At 58.8% G+C, this 17,624-nt stretch carries 14 protein-coding genes; 4 read left to right on the top strand and 10 right to left on the bottom strand.

Features of this window, described 5'->3' with window-relative positions:
- Positions 1 to 72: 72 nt before the first annotated feature.
- The 9 genes from Q5Y75_RS23795 to Q5Y75_RS23755 form a co-directional block, all read right to left on the bottom strand.
- Positions 73 to 1,275 (bottom strand): Gfo/Idh/MocA family protein, encoded by a 1,203-nt coding sequence (locus tag Q5Y75_RS23795; RefSeq protein WP_306202215.1) that lies wholly within the window; start codon positions 1,273 to 1,275, stop codon positions 73 to 75.
- Positions 1,276 to 1,286: 11 nt separating this feature from the next.
- On the bottom strand, positions 1,287 to 1,943 hold the full coding sequence (locus Q5Y75_RS23790) for a hypothetical protein (protein WP_306202213.1): 657 nt from the start codon (positions 1,941 to 1,943) through the stop codon (positions 1,287 to 1,289).
- A 3-nt stretch (positions 1,944 to 1,946) separates the two neighbouring features.
- Positions 1,947 to 3,104: a Gfo/Idh/MocA family protein gene (locus Q5Y75_RS23785; protein ID WP_306202211.1), complete on the bottom strand. Its 1,158-nt coding sequence runs from the start codon at positions 3,102 to 3,104 to the stop codon at positions 1,947 to 1,949.
- On the bottom strand, positions 3,097 to 3,909 hold the full coding sequence (locus Q5Y75_RS23780) for a citryl-CoA lyase (RefSeq protein WP_306202209.1): 813 nt from the start codon (positions 3,907 to 3,909) through the stop codon (positions 3,097 to 3,099). Before Q5Y75_RS23780 ends, Q5Y75_RS23785 begins: the two co-directional genes overlap by 8 nt.
- Positions 3,906 to 5,792, bottom strand: a complete 1,887-nt coding sequence (locus Q5Y75_RS23775; protein ID WP_306202207.1) for a bifunctional sugar phosphate isomerase/epimerase/4-hydroxyphenylpyruvate dioxygenase family protein — start codon at positions 5,790 to 5,792, stop codon at positions 3,906 to 3,908. The genes Q5Y75_RS23780 and Q5Y75_RS23775 overlap by 4 nt, the downstream gene beginning before the upstream one ends.
- 15 nt (positions 5,793 to 5,807) lie before the next feature.
- A complete protein-coding gene (locus Q5Y75_RS23770) occupies positions 5,808 to 7,103 on the bottom strand; it encodes a TRAP transporter large permease (protein ID WP_306202205.1) in 1,296 nt (431 codons plus the stop codon).
- Positions 7,100 to 7,657, bottom strand: coding sequence for a TRAP transporter small permease (locus tag Q5Y75_RS23765; RefSeq protein ID WP_306202203.1), 558 nt, complete (start codon positions 7,655 to 7,657; stop codon positions 7,100 to 7,102). Before Q5Y75_RS23765 ends, Q5Y75_RS23770 begins: the two co-directional genes overlap by 4 nt.
- A 33-nt stretch (positions 7,658 to 7,690) precedes the next feature.
- Positions 7,691 to 8,701 (bottom strand): TRAP transporter substrate-binding protein DctP, encoded by a 1,011-nt coding sequence (dctP, locus tag Q5Y75_RS23760; protein ID WP_306202201.1) that lies wholly within the window; start codon positions 8,699 to 8,701, stop codon positions 7,691 to 7,693.
- 78 nt (positions 8,702 to 8,779) lie between these two features.
- Positions 8,780 to 9,886: a Gfo/Idh/MocA family protein gene (locus Q5Y75_RS23755; RefSeq protein ID WP_306202199.1), complete on the bottom strand. Its 1,107-nt coding sequence runs from the start codon at positions 9,884 to 9,886 to the stop codon at positions 8,780 to 8,782.
- A gap of 168 nt (positions 9,887 to 10,054) precedes the next feature.
- On the opposite strand from Q5Y75_RS23755, the gene Q5Y75_RS23750 reads away from it, so the two are divergent.
- Positions 10,055 to 10,708: a GntR family transcriptional regulator gene (locus Q5Y75_RS23750; protein WP_306202197.1), complete on the top strand. Its 654-nt coding sequence runs from the start codon at positions 10,055 to 10,057 to the stop codon at positions 10,706 to 10,708.
- Positions 10,709 to 10,781: 73 nt separating this feature from the next.
- Positions 10,782 to 11,036, top strand: a complete 255-nt coding sequence (locus Q5Y75_RS23745; RefSeq protein WP_306202195.1) for a hypothetical protein — start codon at positions 10,782 to 10,784, stop codon at positions 11,034 to 11,036.
- Here Q5Y75_RS23745 and Q5Y75_RS23740 read toward each other — a convergent pair.
- Positions 11,012 to 11,692: an IS6 family transposase gene (locus Q5Y75_RS23740; RefSeq protein ID WP_306202275.1), complete on the bottom strand. Its 681-nt coding sequence runs from the start codon at positions 11,690 to 11,692 to the stop codon at positions 11,012 to 11,014. The two genes, Q5Y75_RS23745 and Q5Y75_RS23740, sit on opposite strands and share 25 nt — an antisense overlap.
- A gap of 370 nt (positions 11,693 to 12,062) precedes the next feature.
- On the opposite strand from Q5Y75_RS23740, the gene Q5Y75_RS23735 reads away from it, so the two are divergent.
- Together Q5Y75_RS23735 and Q5Y75_RS23730 are read left to right on the top strand one after the other, a co-directional pair.
- Positions 12,063 to 14,183: a glycoside hydrolase domain-containing protein gene (locus Q5Y75_RS23735; RefSeq protein WP_306202194.1), complete on the top strand. Its 2,121-nt coding sequence runs from the start codon at positions 12,063 to 12,065 to the stop codon at positions 14,181 to 14,183.
- Positions 14,180 to 17,614, top strand: coding sequence for a DUF6603 domain-containing protein (locus Q5Y75_RS23730; protein ID WP_306202191.1), 3,435 nt, complete (start codon positions 14,180 to 14,182; stop codon positions 17,612 to 17,614). The genes Q5Y75_RS23735 and Q5Y75_RS23730 overlap by 4 nt, the downstream gene beginning before the upstream one ends.
- The last annotated feature ends 10 nt before the right edge of the window (positions 17,615 to 17,624 follow it).

The following is a 17,624-nucleotide window of genomic DNA, read 5'->3' as shown; positions in this document are numbered from 1 at the left end:
CCAGCTTCCGGTGTCTTGAGTCGTTATTCTCCTAAGTTATAAAAAATATCAGATGTTTTGTAAATCGTCATTTTATCTGCCAAGAGATACCCAAGCCCCACCCGCATCATTCGAGCGAACGCATGCATTGATGAACCGTACGCCAGTGGCTCCTTCGGCAACGCGCGGCAGGTCGAGCCAACCCGTGTCCACGTCGCGCCCGTCGCGGCGGGCAGCGACGGCCATGGCAAATTCCGTATAGAGATTGGCCCAGGCTTCGATGATGCCTTCGGGAAAGCCGCGCGCAGTACGGACCAACCGCTCGGTCCGTGCCGAAACCCCGTGCCCTTGACCGCGCGAGATAATCCGATCCGGTTCACCAAAGCGATTGAATCTCAGCCGCTCACAATCCTCCAGATCCCATTCCAACCCGCCTTCGGAGCCAAATACCCGCAGCCGGAGCCCGCCCCGGTTCCCCGGTGCAAGACGGGTGGCCATCAGCGTTCCGGGCACGGTTCCATTGTGGCGTGTCCAGGCGAAGACCGTGTCCTCCAGAGGTTTCGGTGCTCCACAGACATGAAACTCGGCCCGCAGATCGGTCTGTGCAAGATTTGTGACGAAGCTCGAAAGATGCGCTGCGTGGGTGCCGATATCGCCGACACAGGATGTGCGCCCGGATTTCTTCGGGTCCAAACGCCATTGCACATGCGGCGCGTCGGCAACCTCTTTCGGTGTCATCCAATCCTGCATGAATTCCACGTGAATCTGGTTGATGGAACCGATACCACCCGCCGCCACGATAGCGCGCGCCTCGCGGATCATCGGGAAACAGGACATGACGTAAGAGACCCCGAATACACAGCTGGTTTGCGTGGTAAGCTCCACAAGCGTTTCGGCCTCCGAAACCTCGTTGGTCAGCGGCTTGTCGCAAAGGACATCTATGCCCGCGTCCAGAAAGGCCCGCGCGGCAGCGAAATGCACATGGTTTGGCGTGGTGATCATCACCGCATCAACACCGTCAGGCCGCGCAGCTTCGGCCTGCGCCATGTCGTCGAACGAAGCGTAGCAGCGATCTTCGGGCAGATGCCACGCGGCGGCGGCGGCCCTGGCCCGCGCCGGGTCGGATGAAAAGGCACCCGCGACCACCTCCCAGCGATCTGTAAGCCGGGCGGCGGTGGCCTGCATGACCGAAATGCGCCCGCCGCCCACCACGCCAAGGCGCAATCGGCGCGATAGCTGGGGGAACGGGCCGTCCAGGTCGAATGTCTTAGGAAGCAGCATCTCTGTTTCTCTCATCGCGGGCTCCTTCACTGCGGAGGTGTAACGCCGTCGGGCAGCATTTCGACGGCCATGAACACCGATGGCGTGATCGTTTCGAACTGGTGCCAGGGGAAATTGCCGTGCTCGTCATACATCGGTCGGTGGGTGCTGCCGGGGGCCATCGGTTCTTCGAGATAGAGCGTCGCAATATCGCGCTCGCGGCATTGCTGCATCTTACCGATGCCCATGATCTGGGTGTGCACCTCGCGAAAGCCCGGGACCGGGCAGAAGGGGTGATCACGATGCAATCCGACATTCAGCGGAACCGAAGCAGCGTGATATAGCGTAAGGCCGACCTGTCCAACCCAGACCTTTGGGGACATGTAGTGCTCGATACCGCGCAGACGCTCCTCGGCACGCACCTCAAAAGCCGTCGGCCAAGTCGCGCGGATCCGACTCATTAGCGCGACTTCATCCCTATGCCGGGCGAAGCCGTTGATCAGAACCGCATGCTCGATCCGCTCCAATTCAGTGTTTTGCACGATCGCCGATTGCAGCGGCCCGAGGCTCTGCTGGCGGATCCGGATCGGATGAGCGCCCAGGTTCAGCGCGATCGTCTTGTCAGCTATCTTGTGAACCGCTTCATCCGTTATGATCCGGATGGCAAAGAACGGGTCCCCGATATTTATGGTTTCAATGGTCATGGGTCAGCTTTCGGGAAAATTCTCTGGCAGGATGTCCGGCACCGGCGGACGGGAGTTGATCGTCACATACCGACCGCTGGCTGGGCTTTGCAGAATTCCCGTCATTACCTCCAACACGTGATAGGCGAGCGCGCCGGAACATCGCGGGACCCGGCCCTTTGCGATCGCGTCGGCCATTTCGATCAGACCGATGCCACGGCTGTCTTCGTTCAGGCCGTGGGTCGTGTCGGCAATCTGCCAGGTATCGCGACCTGCCGGGCGGGGCTGATGGGTCCAGCGCGCCGTATCGCGGGTGCGGTACCAGACCTCGCCCTGAAAGATGTTGGCGCCATGCACCGGGTCCGGATCAGGAATGCAGATCGTGCCCTCGGTGCCGTAGACTTCGAACCGAGGCATTTCGCTGTCCCATATGTCAAAGCTCATCGTGATGGTCCCGGCGGCACCGTTGGAAAATTCCAGCAGACCTTGCACATGGGTATCAACCTCAACTGCCATCCATTCTCCATTGCGTGGGCCGGTTTCGATCATCCGGCGGTCAAAGGCGCGGTTGGCCATGCCCGCTACGCGCGCGATGGGGCCGAGCAGAAAGACCATTGCCGTCAAATAATAGGGCCCCAGATCCAACATCGGACCGCCACCGGTCTGATAGTAGAAATCGGGGTTTGGATTGTGCCGCTCTGTGCCATGCGTGCCGACAAAGGCGGCGCAGCCGGTAGGGGTACCAATGCGGCCCTCGTCAAGCAGTTTGCGCAGGGTCTGCCAACGAACCCCGAGGAAAGTGTCGGGCGCGTTGCCGACGCACAGGCCCTGCACGGTGGCCAGATCGAGTATGCGCTGCCCGTCGGCCAGATCGCTAACCAAGGGCTTCTCGGAGTAGACATGCTTGCCCGCTTCAAGCGCCGCCATCGACACATCCGCATGCGCGGCCGGAATGGTCAGATTCAAAATGCCGTCGATATCGGGATCGGCCAGGATCTCTTGCGGCGCTGCGACGCGGGGTACGCCGTATCTTTGGGCCTTCGCGCGGCTTTCCTCAAGATCGAGCGATCCACAGGCCACAATATCGACCTGCGGGTATTTGCCTAGCGTTGTCAGATAGATGTCACTTATGCGGCCTGTCCCGATCAGGCCGACCCGGAAGGATTTCGGCGTCTCACCCATTGCTCTCCTGTGGTTGGTGTTCCGGCAAATATGCCGGCGGCATAGGCCCCTTGTTGCGCCCGCCCTGCTGCATCTGTTCCCATCCATGCGCCAACACGCCGACCGAGCGGCTTAGGCAGAACAGCCCGCGCGAAAGAGGCGGCGGAAAACCCAGCTCGCAGAAGATCACTGCTGTCGCGCCATCGATGTTCATGGCAATCGGGGTGCCGCGCTGCGCGCCGATCTCGGCCTGTACCGCTTCGCCGATCTCGGCGAATTGTCCGGTGACGACACCCGCAGCCGCAGCCTCTCGGACAAGCGCCATCAGGCGTGGCGCGCGGGGATCGACAGGCTTGTGAAAGCGGTGCCCGAACCCAGAGACAATCTTGCCATAAGTCTTCCGCCAATCCGCGATGCCGTCGCGCGTGGCTGCAGCCAGATCACCCCGCTGGTCCAGCCGCGTTGCGATGTCCAGATAGAGCTCGGCGCATTGCTCGCCTGCGCCGCCATGAACATCACCCAGCATGTTGACGCCGGTGGCCATAACGCTGTTGAGTCCGACGCCACAGGTCGCGGCCATCCGCGCCGCCGCGATGGAGGGTGCCTGCGGTCCGTGATCAACGCCTGCAACCAGAGCGCATTCCAGCAACGCGGCCTGTTCCGCCGACGGCAGATCGCCGCGGGTCATGAGCCAGATCATCTGACCAAAACCCACTTTACCGATCAGCTCCTCGATCGGGCGTCCGCGAAAGGCGATATGACCGGGTTTCATGTCGATGATGGATGTGCGCCACCAACGGCGGACGGCCTGCGCGTCGTCGCTCATGCGGATACCTTTGCTTTGCTCAGATGCATTTGAGCCGCCAGCCGGATCGGCGCATTCCGCGCGCCGTACCCCTGGTAGCCGCCCTTGCGCTGCACGATTTCAAAGAAGAAGCCGTTGAAGATCGGCCTGCTGTAGATCTGGAAATACTCGGCCTGCCCCTCGCAGTCATAGAGGATGTGTCCTGCGCGCAAGCTGGCGATGAATGCATCTGACAGGCCGTGTCGAACCTGCAGATCGTCGTAGTAGTTGTCCGCGATCGGCAGCCGTTCAAAGCCCGCCGCAGCCAATAGGTCTGAGGTCTCAAAAATGTCATCCGTGGAGAAAGCGATATGCTGGATACCCGCACCGAAACCATCGGCAAGGAAAGCGCCAGCAATCGTCCGCCGCTGACCCGCCCCATTGAGATTGAGTCGAACCTCTCCGTCGGGACTGGCCAGCGCCTGACTGAGGATAACGCCGGACGGGTCCGCGACGTCGATGACCCGGGCCTTTTCCATCTGGAAGGTTGAGGTGTAATAGGTCAACCAGCTTTGCATCTCTTGATAGCGCATGGTCTGCGCCACATGATCGATCCGCCTGAGCCCGGCCGGCTGCGGGGCAGCGTCCTTTGGCACCGGGTCAAATTCGATATCCCAGACCCGATGCAGATCGGATTTTTCATCGATGAAATGCACCACCGTACCGCCGACACCCCGGATGGCAGGGATGTCCAGTTCACCCGAACCAACCGGCTGCGAGAAGGCGGGCGCGCCAAGTTGCATGGCGCGGGCGACAGTCTGTTCGGCATCCTTCACGCGCAATCCCATGTCGCAGACGCAGGGCCCATGCTCTGACAGGGCTTGCGCCGCAAATCCCGTGGTCTGAGAATTGACGACAATGTTGACGGCGCCCTGTCGCCAAAGCTCGACAGACTTCGATATATGCTTGCGCTCTTTGCGAAAGGACATGCTGCGCAGAAGCTGTGTGAGCGAACGGTTCCCGGCTTCGTCTACGGCAAACTCGATGAACTCCACACCGGTCGGATAGACGCGCGGCGGAAGATCACATAGTGGGCGCGGCAGGGCGGGTTCGCGTTGTGCGACCTCGTCGAGCAACGAAACAAGGGCGCGGTAACCGTCCCTTGCGTATGTGTCGCGACTGTCCCCGGCGCTTGAACCTATCCGCGCCAGTGACCACGGGCCTTTGTATCCCGCACGTGCCACGATCCGGACAAAACTTTGCAGGTTCAGTCCGCCCTGCCCCGGCAACAGGCCGAAATGGCTTTTGAGCTGTGAGATATCGACATCGATGACAGGGGCATCCGACAATTGAACGTGAAAGACGCGATTGCCGGGAATGTCGCGCAGACGGGCGGCCTGCGAGCCGTCAGCCAGCGCGAAATAGGAATTCAGCGCGAGCCCCAGATGCCGACTGTCTACAGCCTCAATCAGATCCAGCGCCTGCATCTCTGTTCGGGTATGCGCCGCCCATGGCAGCGCGATGAAAGCGGCGCGGCACCCGGAATTGCCGACCCGGTCTGCCAGCTCTGAAAGATCTGCCACAAGTGTATCCCGGTCCGGTGACGCATTGGCGCGGGTGTTGGCCCCGACAAGTAACGTTTTGGCGCCAAGCGCCTGCATCAGGGCAAGTTTCTGGTCGAGCCTGATGAACGCAGCCGCGCGTTCGGCACCGGCCAGACCTTCGAATTCGTGGAAGGGTTGAAGAACATCTATGGACAGGCCCAAATCGCGGGCCTTGCCCGCAACCTCCGCCGCACGACCTGGAAACCCGGTAAGGTCAGGCTCGTAAAGCTCGATTCCGCTGAAACCGGATGCAGCAATTACATCCAGTTTCGTCATCAGGTCACCGGGAACCGACGTCGTTGCGATGGACAGCCCTGCCATACCCAACCTCGCCGATCATCCCTGATAGCCGAAGACACGCGGCAGCCAGAGAACGAGTTCGGGCATAAGCAGCATGGCGAGCAGGGCAACGATCAGGACTGCGAGAAAGGCCCAGATTTCGGCAATGATCTCGCGGAGCGGGATGTCCGTGACTGCATTGATCACGAAAAGCAGGATGCCATAAGGCGGGGTGATCAAGCCGATCATGGAATTGACAACAACCAGCACTCCGAAATGCACCAGATCGATTCCGAGTGCCTCGCAGGTTGGAATGAACAGCGGCACGATCACCAGAATGATCGTCGTAGCGTCCAGCACGCAACCCAGCAAAAGGATCAGGATATTGACGAGGATAAGGAAGACGATCGGGCTGATATCCGCACCTTCCAGCATCGCCGAGATAGATTGCGGAATCTGTTCCTGAATAACGATGAAATTCAGGATGAAAGCGCCACCGATCACGATGCCCACCGAAGCGGAAGACCGCGCACTGTCGACAAAGACTCGATAGAGACCGCCCAGCGTAATCGCGCGGTAGAACATCGCTGCTAGCATCAGCGCATAGAACGCCGCGACGGCCGCCGCTTCGGTTGGGGTCGTAACGCCGCCATAGATGCCGTAGAGCAGGATCGCGGGCATTAGCAGTGCGGGAAAGGCGTTGGCGGTCTTGGCAGGCAATTCCCGCAGCGGAACCGGGTCTTCGATGGCGAAGCCCCGCTTTCCGGCGAGATAGGTGTTCATCGCCATCAGTACAGCGCCCATGATCAGACCGGGCAGGATCCCCGCAAGAAACAGCGATCCGATCGAGGCTTTCGACACCAGCGCATAGAGAACCATTGGAATCGACGGCGGGATGATCGGACCAATGGTGGCAGAGGCCGCTGTAATCGCCGCCGCGTAACCCCGGCTATAGCGATTGTCCTTGGTCATCATCTCGATGATGATCTTTCCGATCCCGGCGGCATCAGCCACGGCAGATCCCGACATCCCCGAAAAGATCAGCGAGGCGACCACATTCACATGGCCCAGGCCGCCCTTGAAGCGTCCGACTGCGGCGACACAGAAGTTAAGCAACCGGTCGGTGATCGAGCCCGCATTCATGATATTCGCTGCAACGATGAACAATGGGACCGCCAAAAGGATCGTGCTTTTGTAGAAGCCCTGAAGGATCTTTTCACCAGCAAGGGCCACGTCCAGCCCGGCAACGCCAAGATACGCCACAGAGGCCAGCAGGATCGAATATCCGATAGGCGTTCCGACACCAGCGAGCAGAAACAGAGTGAGCAGGCATGTGAGGAGTTCGAAGCTCATTTCGCATCTCCCTCTTCATCCTGCTCAGCCTCGTGAACCGCTTCGACGACAAGCTCCAATTCGGTTTTCGGGGGTCCGTTGCGCAACACGTCAAAGAACAGCCAGGCGTAGCGTGCCGCGACCGCGAGGATGAATACCGCGTAGATCGAGAACACATCCCGCATGGGGATCTTGGCGCCAGTGAAAGGGTTTCGCACGGTGGTAGTCTTGCGAATTTTCATCCACTCGATGTAGTCCCAGGTCGGCAGGAACGTATAAAGCATGCCGATGGCGATAGCCGCTGCTGCGATCAGCGCAAAAATCTGCCGGGTCCGTTTGCCCACTGAAAGATAAATGATGTCGAATTTCACATGATCTTGCTCGCGCACGACAAAGGCGCAGGCAAAGAAGATCACCCAGACCCAAAGGATGCCGATCAGTTCAAGCGTCCATCCGGCAGGCGTGAAGAAATAGCGAAGCAATATCTGCAAAAGAAAGATCGCGAAGATTGCCGCCAGCATGCCGCCGGCAATAGCCTCTGCAAGTCGGGAGAACCCCCTGATGAATGTTTTCATGGCTGTTCTCCCTCCTGATCGTGCCGGTATGGCTTAGTTGCCGAGCGCGTTGATCTTGTCCAAGACACCCTCCGGCCAGGTCTCAGCAAACTCGCTGTCGAGGTACATCGACTGAACCTGGTTGCGGAATTCGGTTAGGTCGGGCTCGTAGACGGCCAAACCCTGCTCTTCGAGGAAGGCGACAAGGTCGGCCTCCTTCTGGAGCTGCTTTTGACGGCCGGATTCGGCAGCGGCATCAGCGGCTTTCTGAACCGCCTCCTGCTGCTCAGGTGTCAGCCCGTCCCAGACTTCTTTTCCGATCGCGATGTAGTTCAGGTCCACCAAATGCGAAGTCAGAACGATCTGGTTGGTCACTTCGTAGAATTTCGCATCAACGACCGTTGGCAGTGGGTTGTCCTGCCCATCGACGGCACCGGTCGACAGGGCGGTATAGACTTCGGAAAAGGCCATCGGAGTAGGTGCCGCGCCCAGTGCCTTGCCAAGGAATTGCCAGGCGTCTGTGCCGGGCATCCGCAGGTTCACACCCGCCAGATCCGCCGGTGTGCTGACGGTTAGTTCTTCTTTGGGCTGGCGCAGATTTACTTGGCGGCGACCAAGATACATGACCGAGAGGAGCTTTACGCCAAGGTCGTTTTCAACTGTTTCCTTGAACGCGTCCATCAGAGGATCGTTGAACACGGCCACCTGATGGTCTGCGTCCTGATGGACATAACCTGCCGTGAAAATCGAAAACTCGGGGAAGAACTGCGCCAGTTCCTGCGCCGAGGTAATCGACATTTCCAGATTGCCCCGGCTGATCGCGTCAAGCTCGGTGCCCTGCGCGAAGATCGTGCCGTTATAGCTGGGTTGGTAGTCTACGAAATCGGCCACCATCGGCGCAAATACGTCGGCCATTGCCACCGAACGCTGATCCGTTTCCGAACCAGATGTCGCCATCCGCAATGTGATCTTGTCAGCAGCAAAAACGGGTGCCGCGATGCCGGCGGCCAGCCCCAGGGCAGCCAGCGACGCGATGGCCGCACGACGGGTAAAATTGGTGATCATGGTTTCCTCCCTTGGATCAGACCATCGCAACGAGGTCACAATAGTTATTGCTGATTTTTGATATTTTGCAAGATATTTTCAATAATATCTGATGTTTTGTATTTTAACAGCTACCTTGCGAATGCCGGTTTTTGCATCTGTTGCATCTGAAATGCACACTTCGGCACCGGTCTGGGCGGAAACCGCTATGGCCTCGACAACTTCCAGCGATCTCTTGCCTTGGCGCCCGGAAACCAATGGTGTTTCGATGCCTTGGATGACCTCTGCAAAGTGATGCATCTGTGTAGCCAGCGGATCCTCAGACCCGCAGGTCACTGATTTCGCCGAAATCGGCGTCCACCAATCCGGCGTTGGCTCGTGCCGCCAAACCCTGAGATCAGGCAGGGACAATCCACCCTCCGAGCCACCGATCAGATAACAGCTTTCATTCGTTGCGGGATATGCGGGGTTTTCTCGAGAAGTGAGTTCCCAACTCCACGGTGCGACTATACTGTCCGAGACCGAAATCGTCGCGACAGCACCGCCTGCAAAAGTCAGAATGGCGGTTGCTAGATCCTCGTTTTCAAATCCTCTGGCCGAGGGAACGGCGATAGCTTGAACAGATCGAACCTCACCGCAGAAATGGCGCAGCAGATCGACATCATGCACGAGGTTAACCGATATCGGGCCTGCACCTTTGCGCATCCGCCAGGGCGCTGCTTGGAAATAGTGATCCGGCTTGTAGAACCAGCAGGTTGCCTGCACCGCGCGAATATCTCCGATCGCCCCGTCGGCTAGGAGGGCCTTGGCCGCTCGCACCATGCCGTTATGGCGCCGGTGATGTCCGACAAGAAGCGGTACGCCTGCTGCCTCTGCCGCATCGGTCAGGATGCCCGCCTCGGTCGAAGTGACCGCAATTGGCTTTTCGATCAGGACCGGGCAGCCCCGTGCAATGCAGGCCAAACCTTGGTCGAGATGCATCGGCGTCGGCGTAGCCAACACAAGACCGTCAGGTGTCACGGTATCGAACATCTCGTCCAGTGATGCGAAGGCCTGGGCGCCCAATTCAATGGCTGCATTCCGGCTATCACCATCCGGGTCGACGACCGCGGCAAGCGATAGATCAGGCGATCGCTGCACCACGTCAGCGTGGCGCCGTCCGATTAGGCCAAAGCCAACTACGGCGATAGAGGTTGCATCTGGCATGTATGGAGTCCCCTGGGTTCCCGGTGTCCGGGCGCACATTAAGATGATTTATATGGCAATATCAATATCATCGGATATTTTTATTTTACCCTGACGATATGACGGGTTGTGCGGGGGCCTCTTGGTGATAGATTGACGGACAAAATCAAAGACGTCAGGCAGAAAGCGATGGCCAAGTCCCTAAACGAGGTTGGCGCCTCCACCTATCAGCGGATCAAGCGCGATATCATCTTCGGCGATCTCGCCCCCGGCACCAAACTCAAGCTGGATGGTCTGCGGCAACGCTACTCGGCGAGCATGTCCACTCTGCGCGAGACCCTGAACCGCTTGGCTAGCGAAGGATTCGTCGAAGCTCAGGACCAGCGCGGGTTCTTCGTGACACCGGTGTCGCGCGAGGATCTAACTGAAATTGCCGAACTTCGGGTGCTTCTGGAATGCCACGCCCTGCGGCTGTCGATCAATAATGGAGATACCGACTGGGAAGGCAATTTGGTCGCCGCGCATCACAAGCTGCATCTGATGGAGCAGAAGATGCTTGGCGGCGATGACAGCCAGAAGGAAGACTGGAAACGCTACGATTGGGAGTTCCATAAGGCGCTGATCCAGGCCTGCGGATCAACGAACCTGCTGTCGCTGCACGCCGTACTCTACGACAAATATCTGCGCTACCAGATGCTCGTCCTGACCTATCGGGGAGAAGAGGCGGTGGAAGAACACCGCCGCATGTTCGAGGCAGCGCTGGACCGAGATGTGGACCGAGCGGCGCAGGTTCTGCAGCTGCATATTGAGCGGGGTTTGGAACATACCCTTGCTGCTTTCTAGTTCGGTCGAAACGACTGTGATGGTGTTTGGTTAGGTCCACCATCGCGGTCGCAGATCGGCGTGGATTTAGGCCTTGGCAGTTTTTGTCGCTTTGGGAGCACGCGGCTTTTTGGCAGCGGTCGTTGCTTTTGCCTTGGGTGCCGCTCCTGTCTTTGGCGACGTCTTGCTTTTTGCTGCGCGTGTTTTCGTGGGCGCTTTGCGGGTTGAAACGGCCACTTTCGGCGTTGACGTCAACGCATCAACGGCTTTGGGATCTGTTGCGAAGTTTCTGACTAAACAAAGAGTTGGCACCGAACCTGCGGATTATGCTGCCAGTTCTGCAAATTGACGAAATGGACAGAGTCCGGGTGTGAACTGGCCTTTACGGATCATGTGCGCGACCTCGATGCCTGCGAGAGTCGCTGAAGCCGTAGCAAAAGATTTGAAGCCGAGCATCGGGCAGGTTCGTTTTTTGATGAAACGGTGGTCCTGTTCGACGATGTTATTGAGGTGTTTCCGCCTCACCATCTCGATCGGGATCGGACAACCAAAGCCTTTGAGCATCCTAGTTATCGCCTTGATGCCAGCAGTATTAGCGCCGCTTTTGTCAATGACGATCTTCCTCGGAAGCCCGTTGACCTCCAGCATCCTGGCGAAGAACTTTGTCGCAGCCGGTTTGTTTCGTCGCGGGGAAAGCATGAAATCGAGAGTTTTGCCGTGTTTGTCGACGGCTCGATAGAGATAGACCCAGTTGCCTTTTACCTTGATGTAAGTCTCGTCCATTCTCCAAGAGCGGTCGCACGGTCCCTTTCGACGACGCGCCGCTTCAGCGATTGAGCCTGCATACCGCGTCACCCATCGGTTCAGCGTAGTGTGATCCGCTGCAACGCCTCGCTCCTGCATGATCTCTTCTAGATCGCGATAGGACACACCGTATCGGACATAGCAGAACACTGCGAAGAGGATCACATCTTTCGGGTACTGCGCGCCTTTGAAAGAGATCATAAAAAAGACCTTCGACTTCAATATTTCGATATCCATTCACTCGAAGTACTCATGAGCGTCAACAGTCAAAAGTTTGCAACAGATCCCGTGTGGCATGACATCAGCGGGGAAAGGGGCCATCACGCCTCAAGCGTAAATTACGCAACAACGCCCGTCTAAGCATTCATTACTGGCAGGCAGGCAAGAAAGCGCTGAAATCAGGGCCATGCGAGCGCAGCGTTGAAATATACAAGCAAATACGAGAGCCTCGACACTAGGTCTAGAGCTTTGAAAAAGCCGGGTTTCTAACAGTAGATTTTAGTGGAGCGGATCGGGTTAGAAACCGCTGTTCTGGATGTGCATGTGGATCTAGCCTAGAAGTGAACTCGCGATGCGCTATGGAATTACGACAGGCCGCGCCCATCTAAACAAGCTGCAGATGATGTATGAGGGCGACGCCGCAATCCCGGGTTTTGCGGGCGCCAATCCGACGCCGGGGTTTGCGGCGGAGCTCGATCTTCTTGATGACAAGACAAAAGGCAACCGCGAGATCAACTGGTTTGTCCTACCGCCGTTCATGACCAGCAGCGACATGGCGGCGTTCGCAGGACGCTACTTTCACGGCCATGCCTCCGATGACGAGGTCGCCGTTGATGAGGCGTTTTGCCTCTGGGCCCACGGAGAGGGTGGTGACGCGGAAGTCCCCGAAAAGATTTTTCCCATCCAGCGCGCGAATGCAAAGTGGCAGGCGGCCACCGGGCGCGACGCCAGAATTCTGGCGAAACTCGAGGCCGAATCTACCCTAAATGCCATCAAGGCGGCTTTGAAGGTTGGCGACCTGATCGCACAGGGAAACACACTGGTCGTCTATCTGGAAACAGCGCCGGGGCAGCTTTCGCCTCACTACTGGCGGCACTGGTCAAAGGCGGTCATGAATTACGGCTATTCGGACGGTGCCGGGTCAACGGCCCATCCGTTTTATCCAGGGATCATTTGCGACTTCGAACTATATGGAACCGCGCCGGACGGCGTGACGGACACCTATTGGCCAGAGACCGCTGTCCGCAACGCCCTAGGCGCACTTGCAACCGAAGGACCGGTCGGCCCTGAGCCAGAGGACGGGCAGGAGGACAACCGCCCGATCAAAACCTGGCTTCAGCCCGCGCCCATCAGCATCTGGGCGCGCAGAATGCCGGAGGCGGCCGAGGTCGTTCCGCTGATGTCAATCGGATGGTTCAGCAGTACCACGGACTTGCCAGTGCATTTCCGTCGCGTCTGGGATTGCGCTCTGGACACCATTCCGACGGATGATCCGGCCCTGACCGATAACGAGATCGACATGCTTAGGCTCGTCACGATTGATGAGGCGCCGCCGGTCACTGACGGTCCGGACCCGTTGGACTGGGCGTTGCGCCCACAGAAAAGCTATCAGATCAACGGACCGGAGCCTGAGGGGAATTACAATTTCACCAGCTCTGATGGCGAGCCAAACGTCTTTTGGTTCACCAATACCAACATTTCTTCGGAAGACATCAACACGCCGCCCACGCAGATCGGCCTGGACCATCTGGACCCAGCAAGCCAGGCGGACTACGAGCGTGCCAGTGACACGGAAGTGGAGATACGCTTTCTGCAAGACGTCTTCACGGTTCGGACCCCACGCGAAAACTCCGATGGCGGCACCGATTTCGAGCATGATCCGATCATTCACAAACCAACGTTCACGGGCCGGTATTTACCACCAAGGGGCGGACCTGACTTGTCCGCTCAGGAAGCCATGGACATCGCTGCAGGTGGCCTAAAGGTGGTGAGCCTGTACCAACAAGCCGCTGACCCGCTGGGCTCGGCTGACCCTGCGCACCGGATGAGAGAAAGCTCCATGCGCCAAGCCTTTGAAAACGCCATGGCAGTTGGCCAACCTCCATTTACTCCAATCTATTTTGCGGTCGATGTCGACGTTGACGGCGACAATTGGAAGGAGGCGGAATGGCTCAAAGATGATGCCGGAAAAGTCCTCAGCAAAATCGGGCCCGACTTCGCTGCGGTGCTTGGATTCTATCGCACGATCCGCCGGGTCTATTTTCGCGACTACATCGTTCAGGACGGTGCCCTGCCCTATTACATCGGAGCCTATGCGCCTGTGAAGGTTCTCCACGCGGTCTACCGCGCTGGGTTGGCGACGCATTTCTGGCAGTCCATGGCCCATACCTTTGGACGTCCTGTTGGGGTTCCCAAATCAGGAAACCAGGCCGACCGCTGGTTCTTCACATCTCCTGGCCTTCGTGCCTGGCCGCAGGCGAACCTCTGGCAAATCCGGCTGGCCTCCGCCGGCCCCACCGGATTCTGGACCTGGCCAAAAAACGCGGTTCTGGCTGCACCACCTTTCCCGCAGGACGATAGAGCTGCATCCTGGTGCGACATCAATGTCGCCTGGGGCAACCCCGGCGGCTGGGAGCCAGCCTCGGTCGCAATCCCGCTGCTGCCGGGTGATGGTGGGGGTGGCGCGGCATGAGCGACCAGTTCCTCGACGATATGCTGGCGCTGGCTTCGCGAATTTTGTCGCCGTTGTCGGACGCTGCGCAAAGCACCACTTCGTTGCGCGCTTTCCTGGATGACTTCGGCTGGCGGGCTGCTGCACTTGACGACGCGGTTTTGGGCCGCTTTACGGCGGTCGGCTCCGCTGTGGATGGGCTTTCTGATGCCGTCAGCGACGGTGAGGGTCAGATGGTTGCTCTGCAAAGCGCAGTAGCGGCGCTGCATAATCTGGGCGACCTGCCGCCCATGGGCCAAATGGACCATCCGTTTGACGAGGCCGCATTCTGGCAAAGCCTACCTGAGGATGTTCTTGCCCTCCTGCTCTTCGAAGGTCTGGCCGAGGAAACCCCAGGCTTCTTCGGCATTCTGACATTCCTCGGTGTCCTGCAGCGCAAGCCGGAGCCAGCGGATGCCACAACCGGACGCCTAGTCTATGACAAGCGCATAGTCGATTGGGGCGCGCTCGCGCGCGCGCTTTCGGCCCCTGACCAGATCTTGCCTGAAGTCTATGGCTGGGGCGGCACTTTTGATCACGCGACTTTCCTCGATGCCCTTGAAGGCGCGCTAAGTGGACTGGGAGCAACCGCAAGCGTCAGCCGCGCCGGCCCGGACGTGCTGCGTCCGGAAGTGACCGCGGACAACCCGCATGCCATTGACATGAAACTGCTGACGGCCATGCCACCGATCACCTTTCGGCCAGGCGATGGCACCCAGATCAAACCTGCGATCCTGATGACACCGTTGCCTCCGGACGGCCAGCCAAGCGGCGCGCCAACCGGCTTTGCCCTGTCGCCGACGGTCTTCGGCGGCGCAGCGGCCAGTATCGGAATCCCCGACAACGACAGCCCGGTGACACTGGCGCTGGCAGGTGATTTTGCGACCGCTCCGTTGCGGGTCGGGGTCTCACCGGACGGTGTTCGCATGCTGAGCAGCCGCACCGACATCAATGTCATCGCCGACATCGTCTGGGACACGGTCGACGCGCCGATCCTTGTCCTTGGCAGACCCGAGGCCACTCGGCTGGAATTGAGGGGCGCGGGCCTCGGTTTGGGTATTGCCGGCGCGCCGAGCGATCCCGAATTCACCTTGCACGGGGAAATTGAGGACGCTGTTATATATCTCGGCGCGGGCGAAGGCGACGGTCTGCTCAACAAGATTCTAGAAGCGATCGAGCTGGAAATCCCCTTCGAGGCAGGCCTGAATTGGAGCAACAAAAGCGGGCTCGAGATCAGCGGTGGTTTGGGCCTGAGCTTTGTCATTCCCATCGACAAGACCCTCGCCAACGTGCTGACACTCGATCAGGTCAACATCTCGCTTTATGGCGATCTGACCGAGCAAGCCACGGTGATGACGGCAACGGTCGATGGATCGCTGCAGCTGGGGCCGCTATTTGCCGGAGCGGAAGGCGTTGGTGTCAAGGCCACTGTCACGCCGCGCAGCTCCGCTGATCCGGGCAACCTAGGTTCGGCACAGATCGACTTTGGATTTCAGCCACCATCCGGCTATGCGCTGTCACTGAACGCTGATCCCATCACCGGCGGCGGGTATATCTCGGTTTCCGATCACGAATACCGCGGCGCGATGGCGCTTCAGTTCGAGAATTTCGGCTTTTCCGCCTTCGCGATCCTGACCACTCAGATGCCCGATGGCGAACCGGGTTTCAGCTTTGCCGGGTCGATCTTTGCCGAATTCACAGTGCCGTTGGCGTTTGGGTTTTTCCTCACCGGAGTCGGCGGCTTTATCGGCATCAACCGTACCATTGACACCGACGCGATGCGCGAGGTGTTGTTTGACGGACGGCTGGACGGGTTGCTGTTCCCGCCGGACCCAATCGAAAGTGCGGGACAAATCCTGGACGACATGGCGCTGATCATGCCGGCAGAAGAAGGTCAACATATCGTGGGCCCCTGCGTGCGCATTAGCTGGGGGCAGCCGAGCCTCATCCATATCACCATGGGCGTGCTTCTGGAGTTCGGTCAGGACGTCCGGATTGTAATCCTGGGCGGGGTGTCGATGATCCTGCCGGACGAGGACAAGGTCCTGGTATCGCTCAAACTTCAGTTTATGGGCGAGATCGACTTCACCGCCGGCACAATTGACTTTGACGCGACACTGGAAGGTTCCCGTGTGCTGACTTTCGCTGTGGATGGCGACGTGGCGATCCGCACCGGTTGGGGCAAGAACATCAAACAGGTGGCGAGTTTCGGGGGTCTGCACCCGGACTATCCCAAGCCTGACAACCTGCCAGATTTGGCGCGGCTGTCGATCAGCTTTGGCGGCAACAACCCGCGTTTGACGTTTTCGGCTTATCAGGCGATCACATATAACTCGCTGCAAGTGGGTGCCAGGGCCGATATGTACGCGCAAGGTCCCAAGGTGCCACTCTTGGGACGGGTGGCGGCAGACGGATATGTGGCTTTCGATGCGCTGATTTATTTCAACCCGTTCAGCTTCCAGGTTTCGCTGCGCGGTAGTCTGCGTATTCTGGTCGATGGCAAGGACAAGGCCAGCCTCTACTTCTCGATCGAGCTGCACGGACCCAACACCTGGTACATCAACGGCGAGGTTTGGGTGAAAGTCCTGGGCATTAAAGTGCGATTCGCGGTGGAGCATCGCTGGGGCCAGCGCGAGACCATCGAAACCTTTGTGGCCAGCGCCGTCGATCTGTTGCGTGACGCAGTAGAGCGCTCCGAGGGGTTTCAGCCTGTCGAGCAGTCGGGCGCCGTACCTGCGGTTAGCTTCCGCACCCTAGCGGATGAGGACAAACCCGTCGACCCGCTGGGCGGTCTACGGTTCATGCAATCGGCCGTCCCGTTGCAGATTACCCTGCAAAAAATCGGCGAGGCAGATGTGTCCGGTCCGGCGGACGTCGATATTCGCGTGCTGAACAATGGCACTCCGTTGGACATGGTTCCGGCAGAGGCGGAGTTTGTCCGCGGTCACTTCTTTTCCATCAGTGACGCGCAGCGGCTGTCGGACCCTGTCTTTGAACTCCACAAAGCGGGTTTTCAGTTTTCTGACGATGCGATGGTCAGCGGTCCGGCACTGGTCGAGGATGAGTATGCTTATGAAATCATTGAGATACCGCTCCATGACAGCGACCAACCCGCACGTATTCACCAGGCGGCGCTGTCATCGGCGACGTTTACCAGGGTGTCCGCCGGAACGCTGCACCGCGATCTGCGCGGGATGACAGCGCAGAAGGCGCAACTTGTTTCATCGGCGCCGGTGACGGTGGCCCAGACATCGTTCGTGACAGAAGATGTGGTGGCTGGCCTGCAATCGAAGGTCACTCGAGGCGGCAGCCTAAGAATCCTGATCCAGGAAGTTGACGCGGTCAGCCCAAGCCTGACTGCGCAACGAGAGACGACCGATGACATACCAGTTGCCAGTTACATAGCAGCGTAAGGGCAGAGAG

Origin of the sequence: Ruegeria discodermiae (genome assembly GCF_030758345.1) — a bacterium.
Lineage (GTDB): Bacteria > Pseudomonadota > Alphaproteobacteria > Rhodobacterales > Rhodobacteraceae > Ruegeria_C.
The sequence above is the reverse complement of the archived record's forward strand: the minus strand, read 5'-3'. Positions and strand labels throughout refer to the sequence as shown.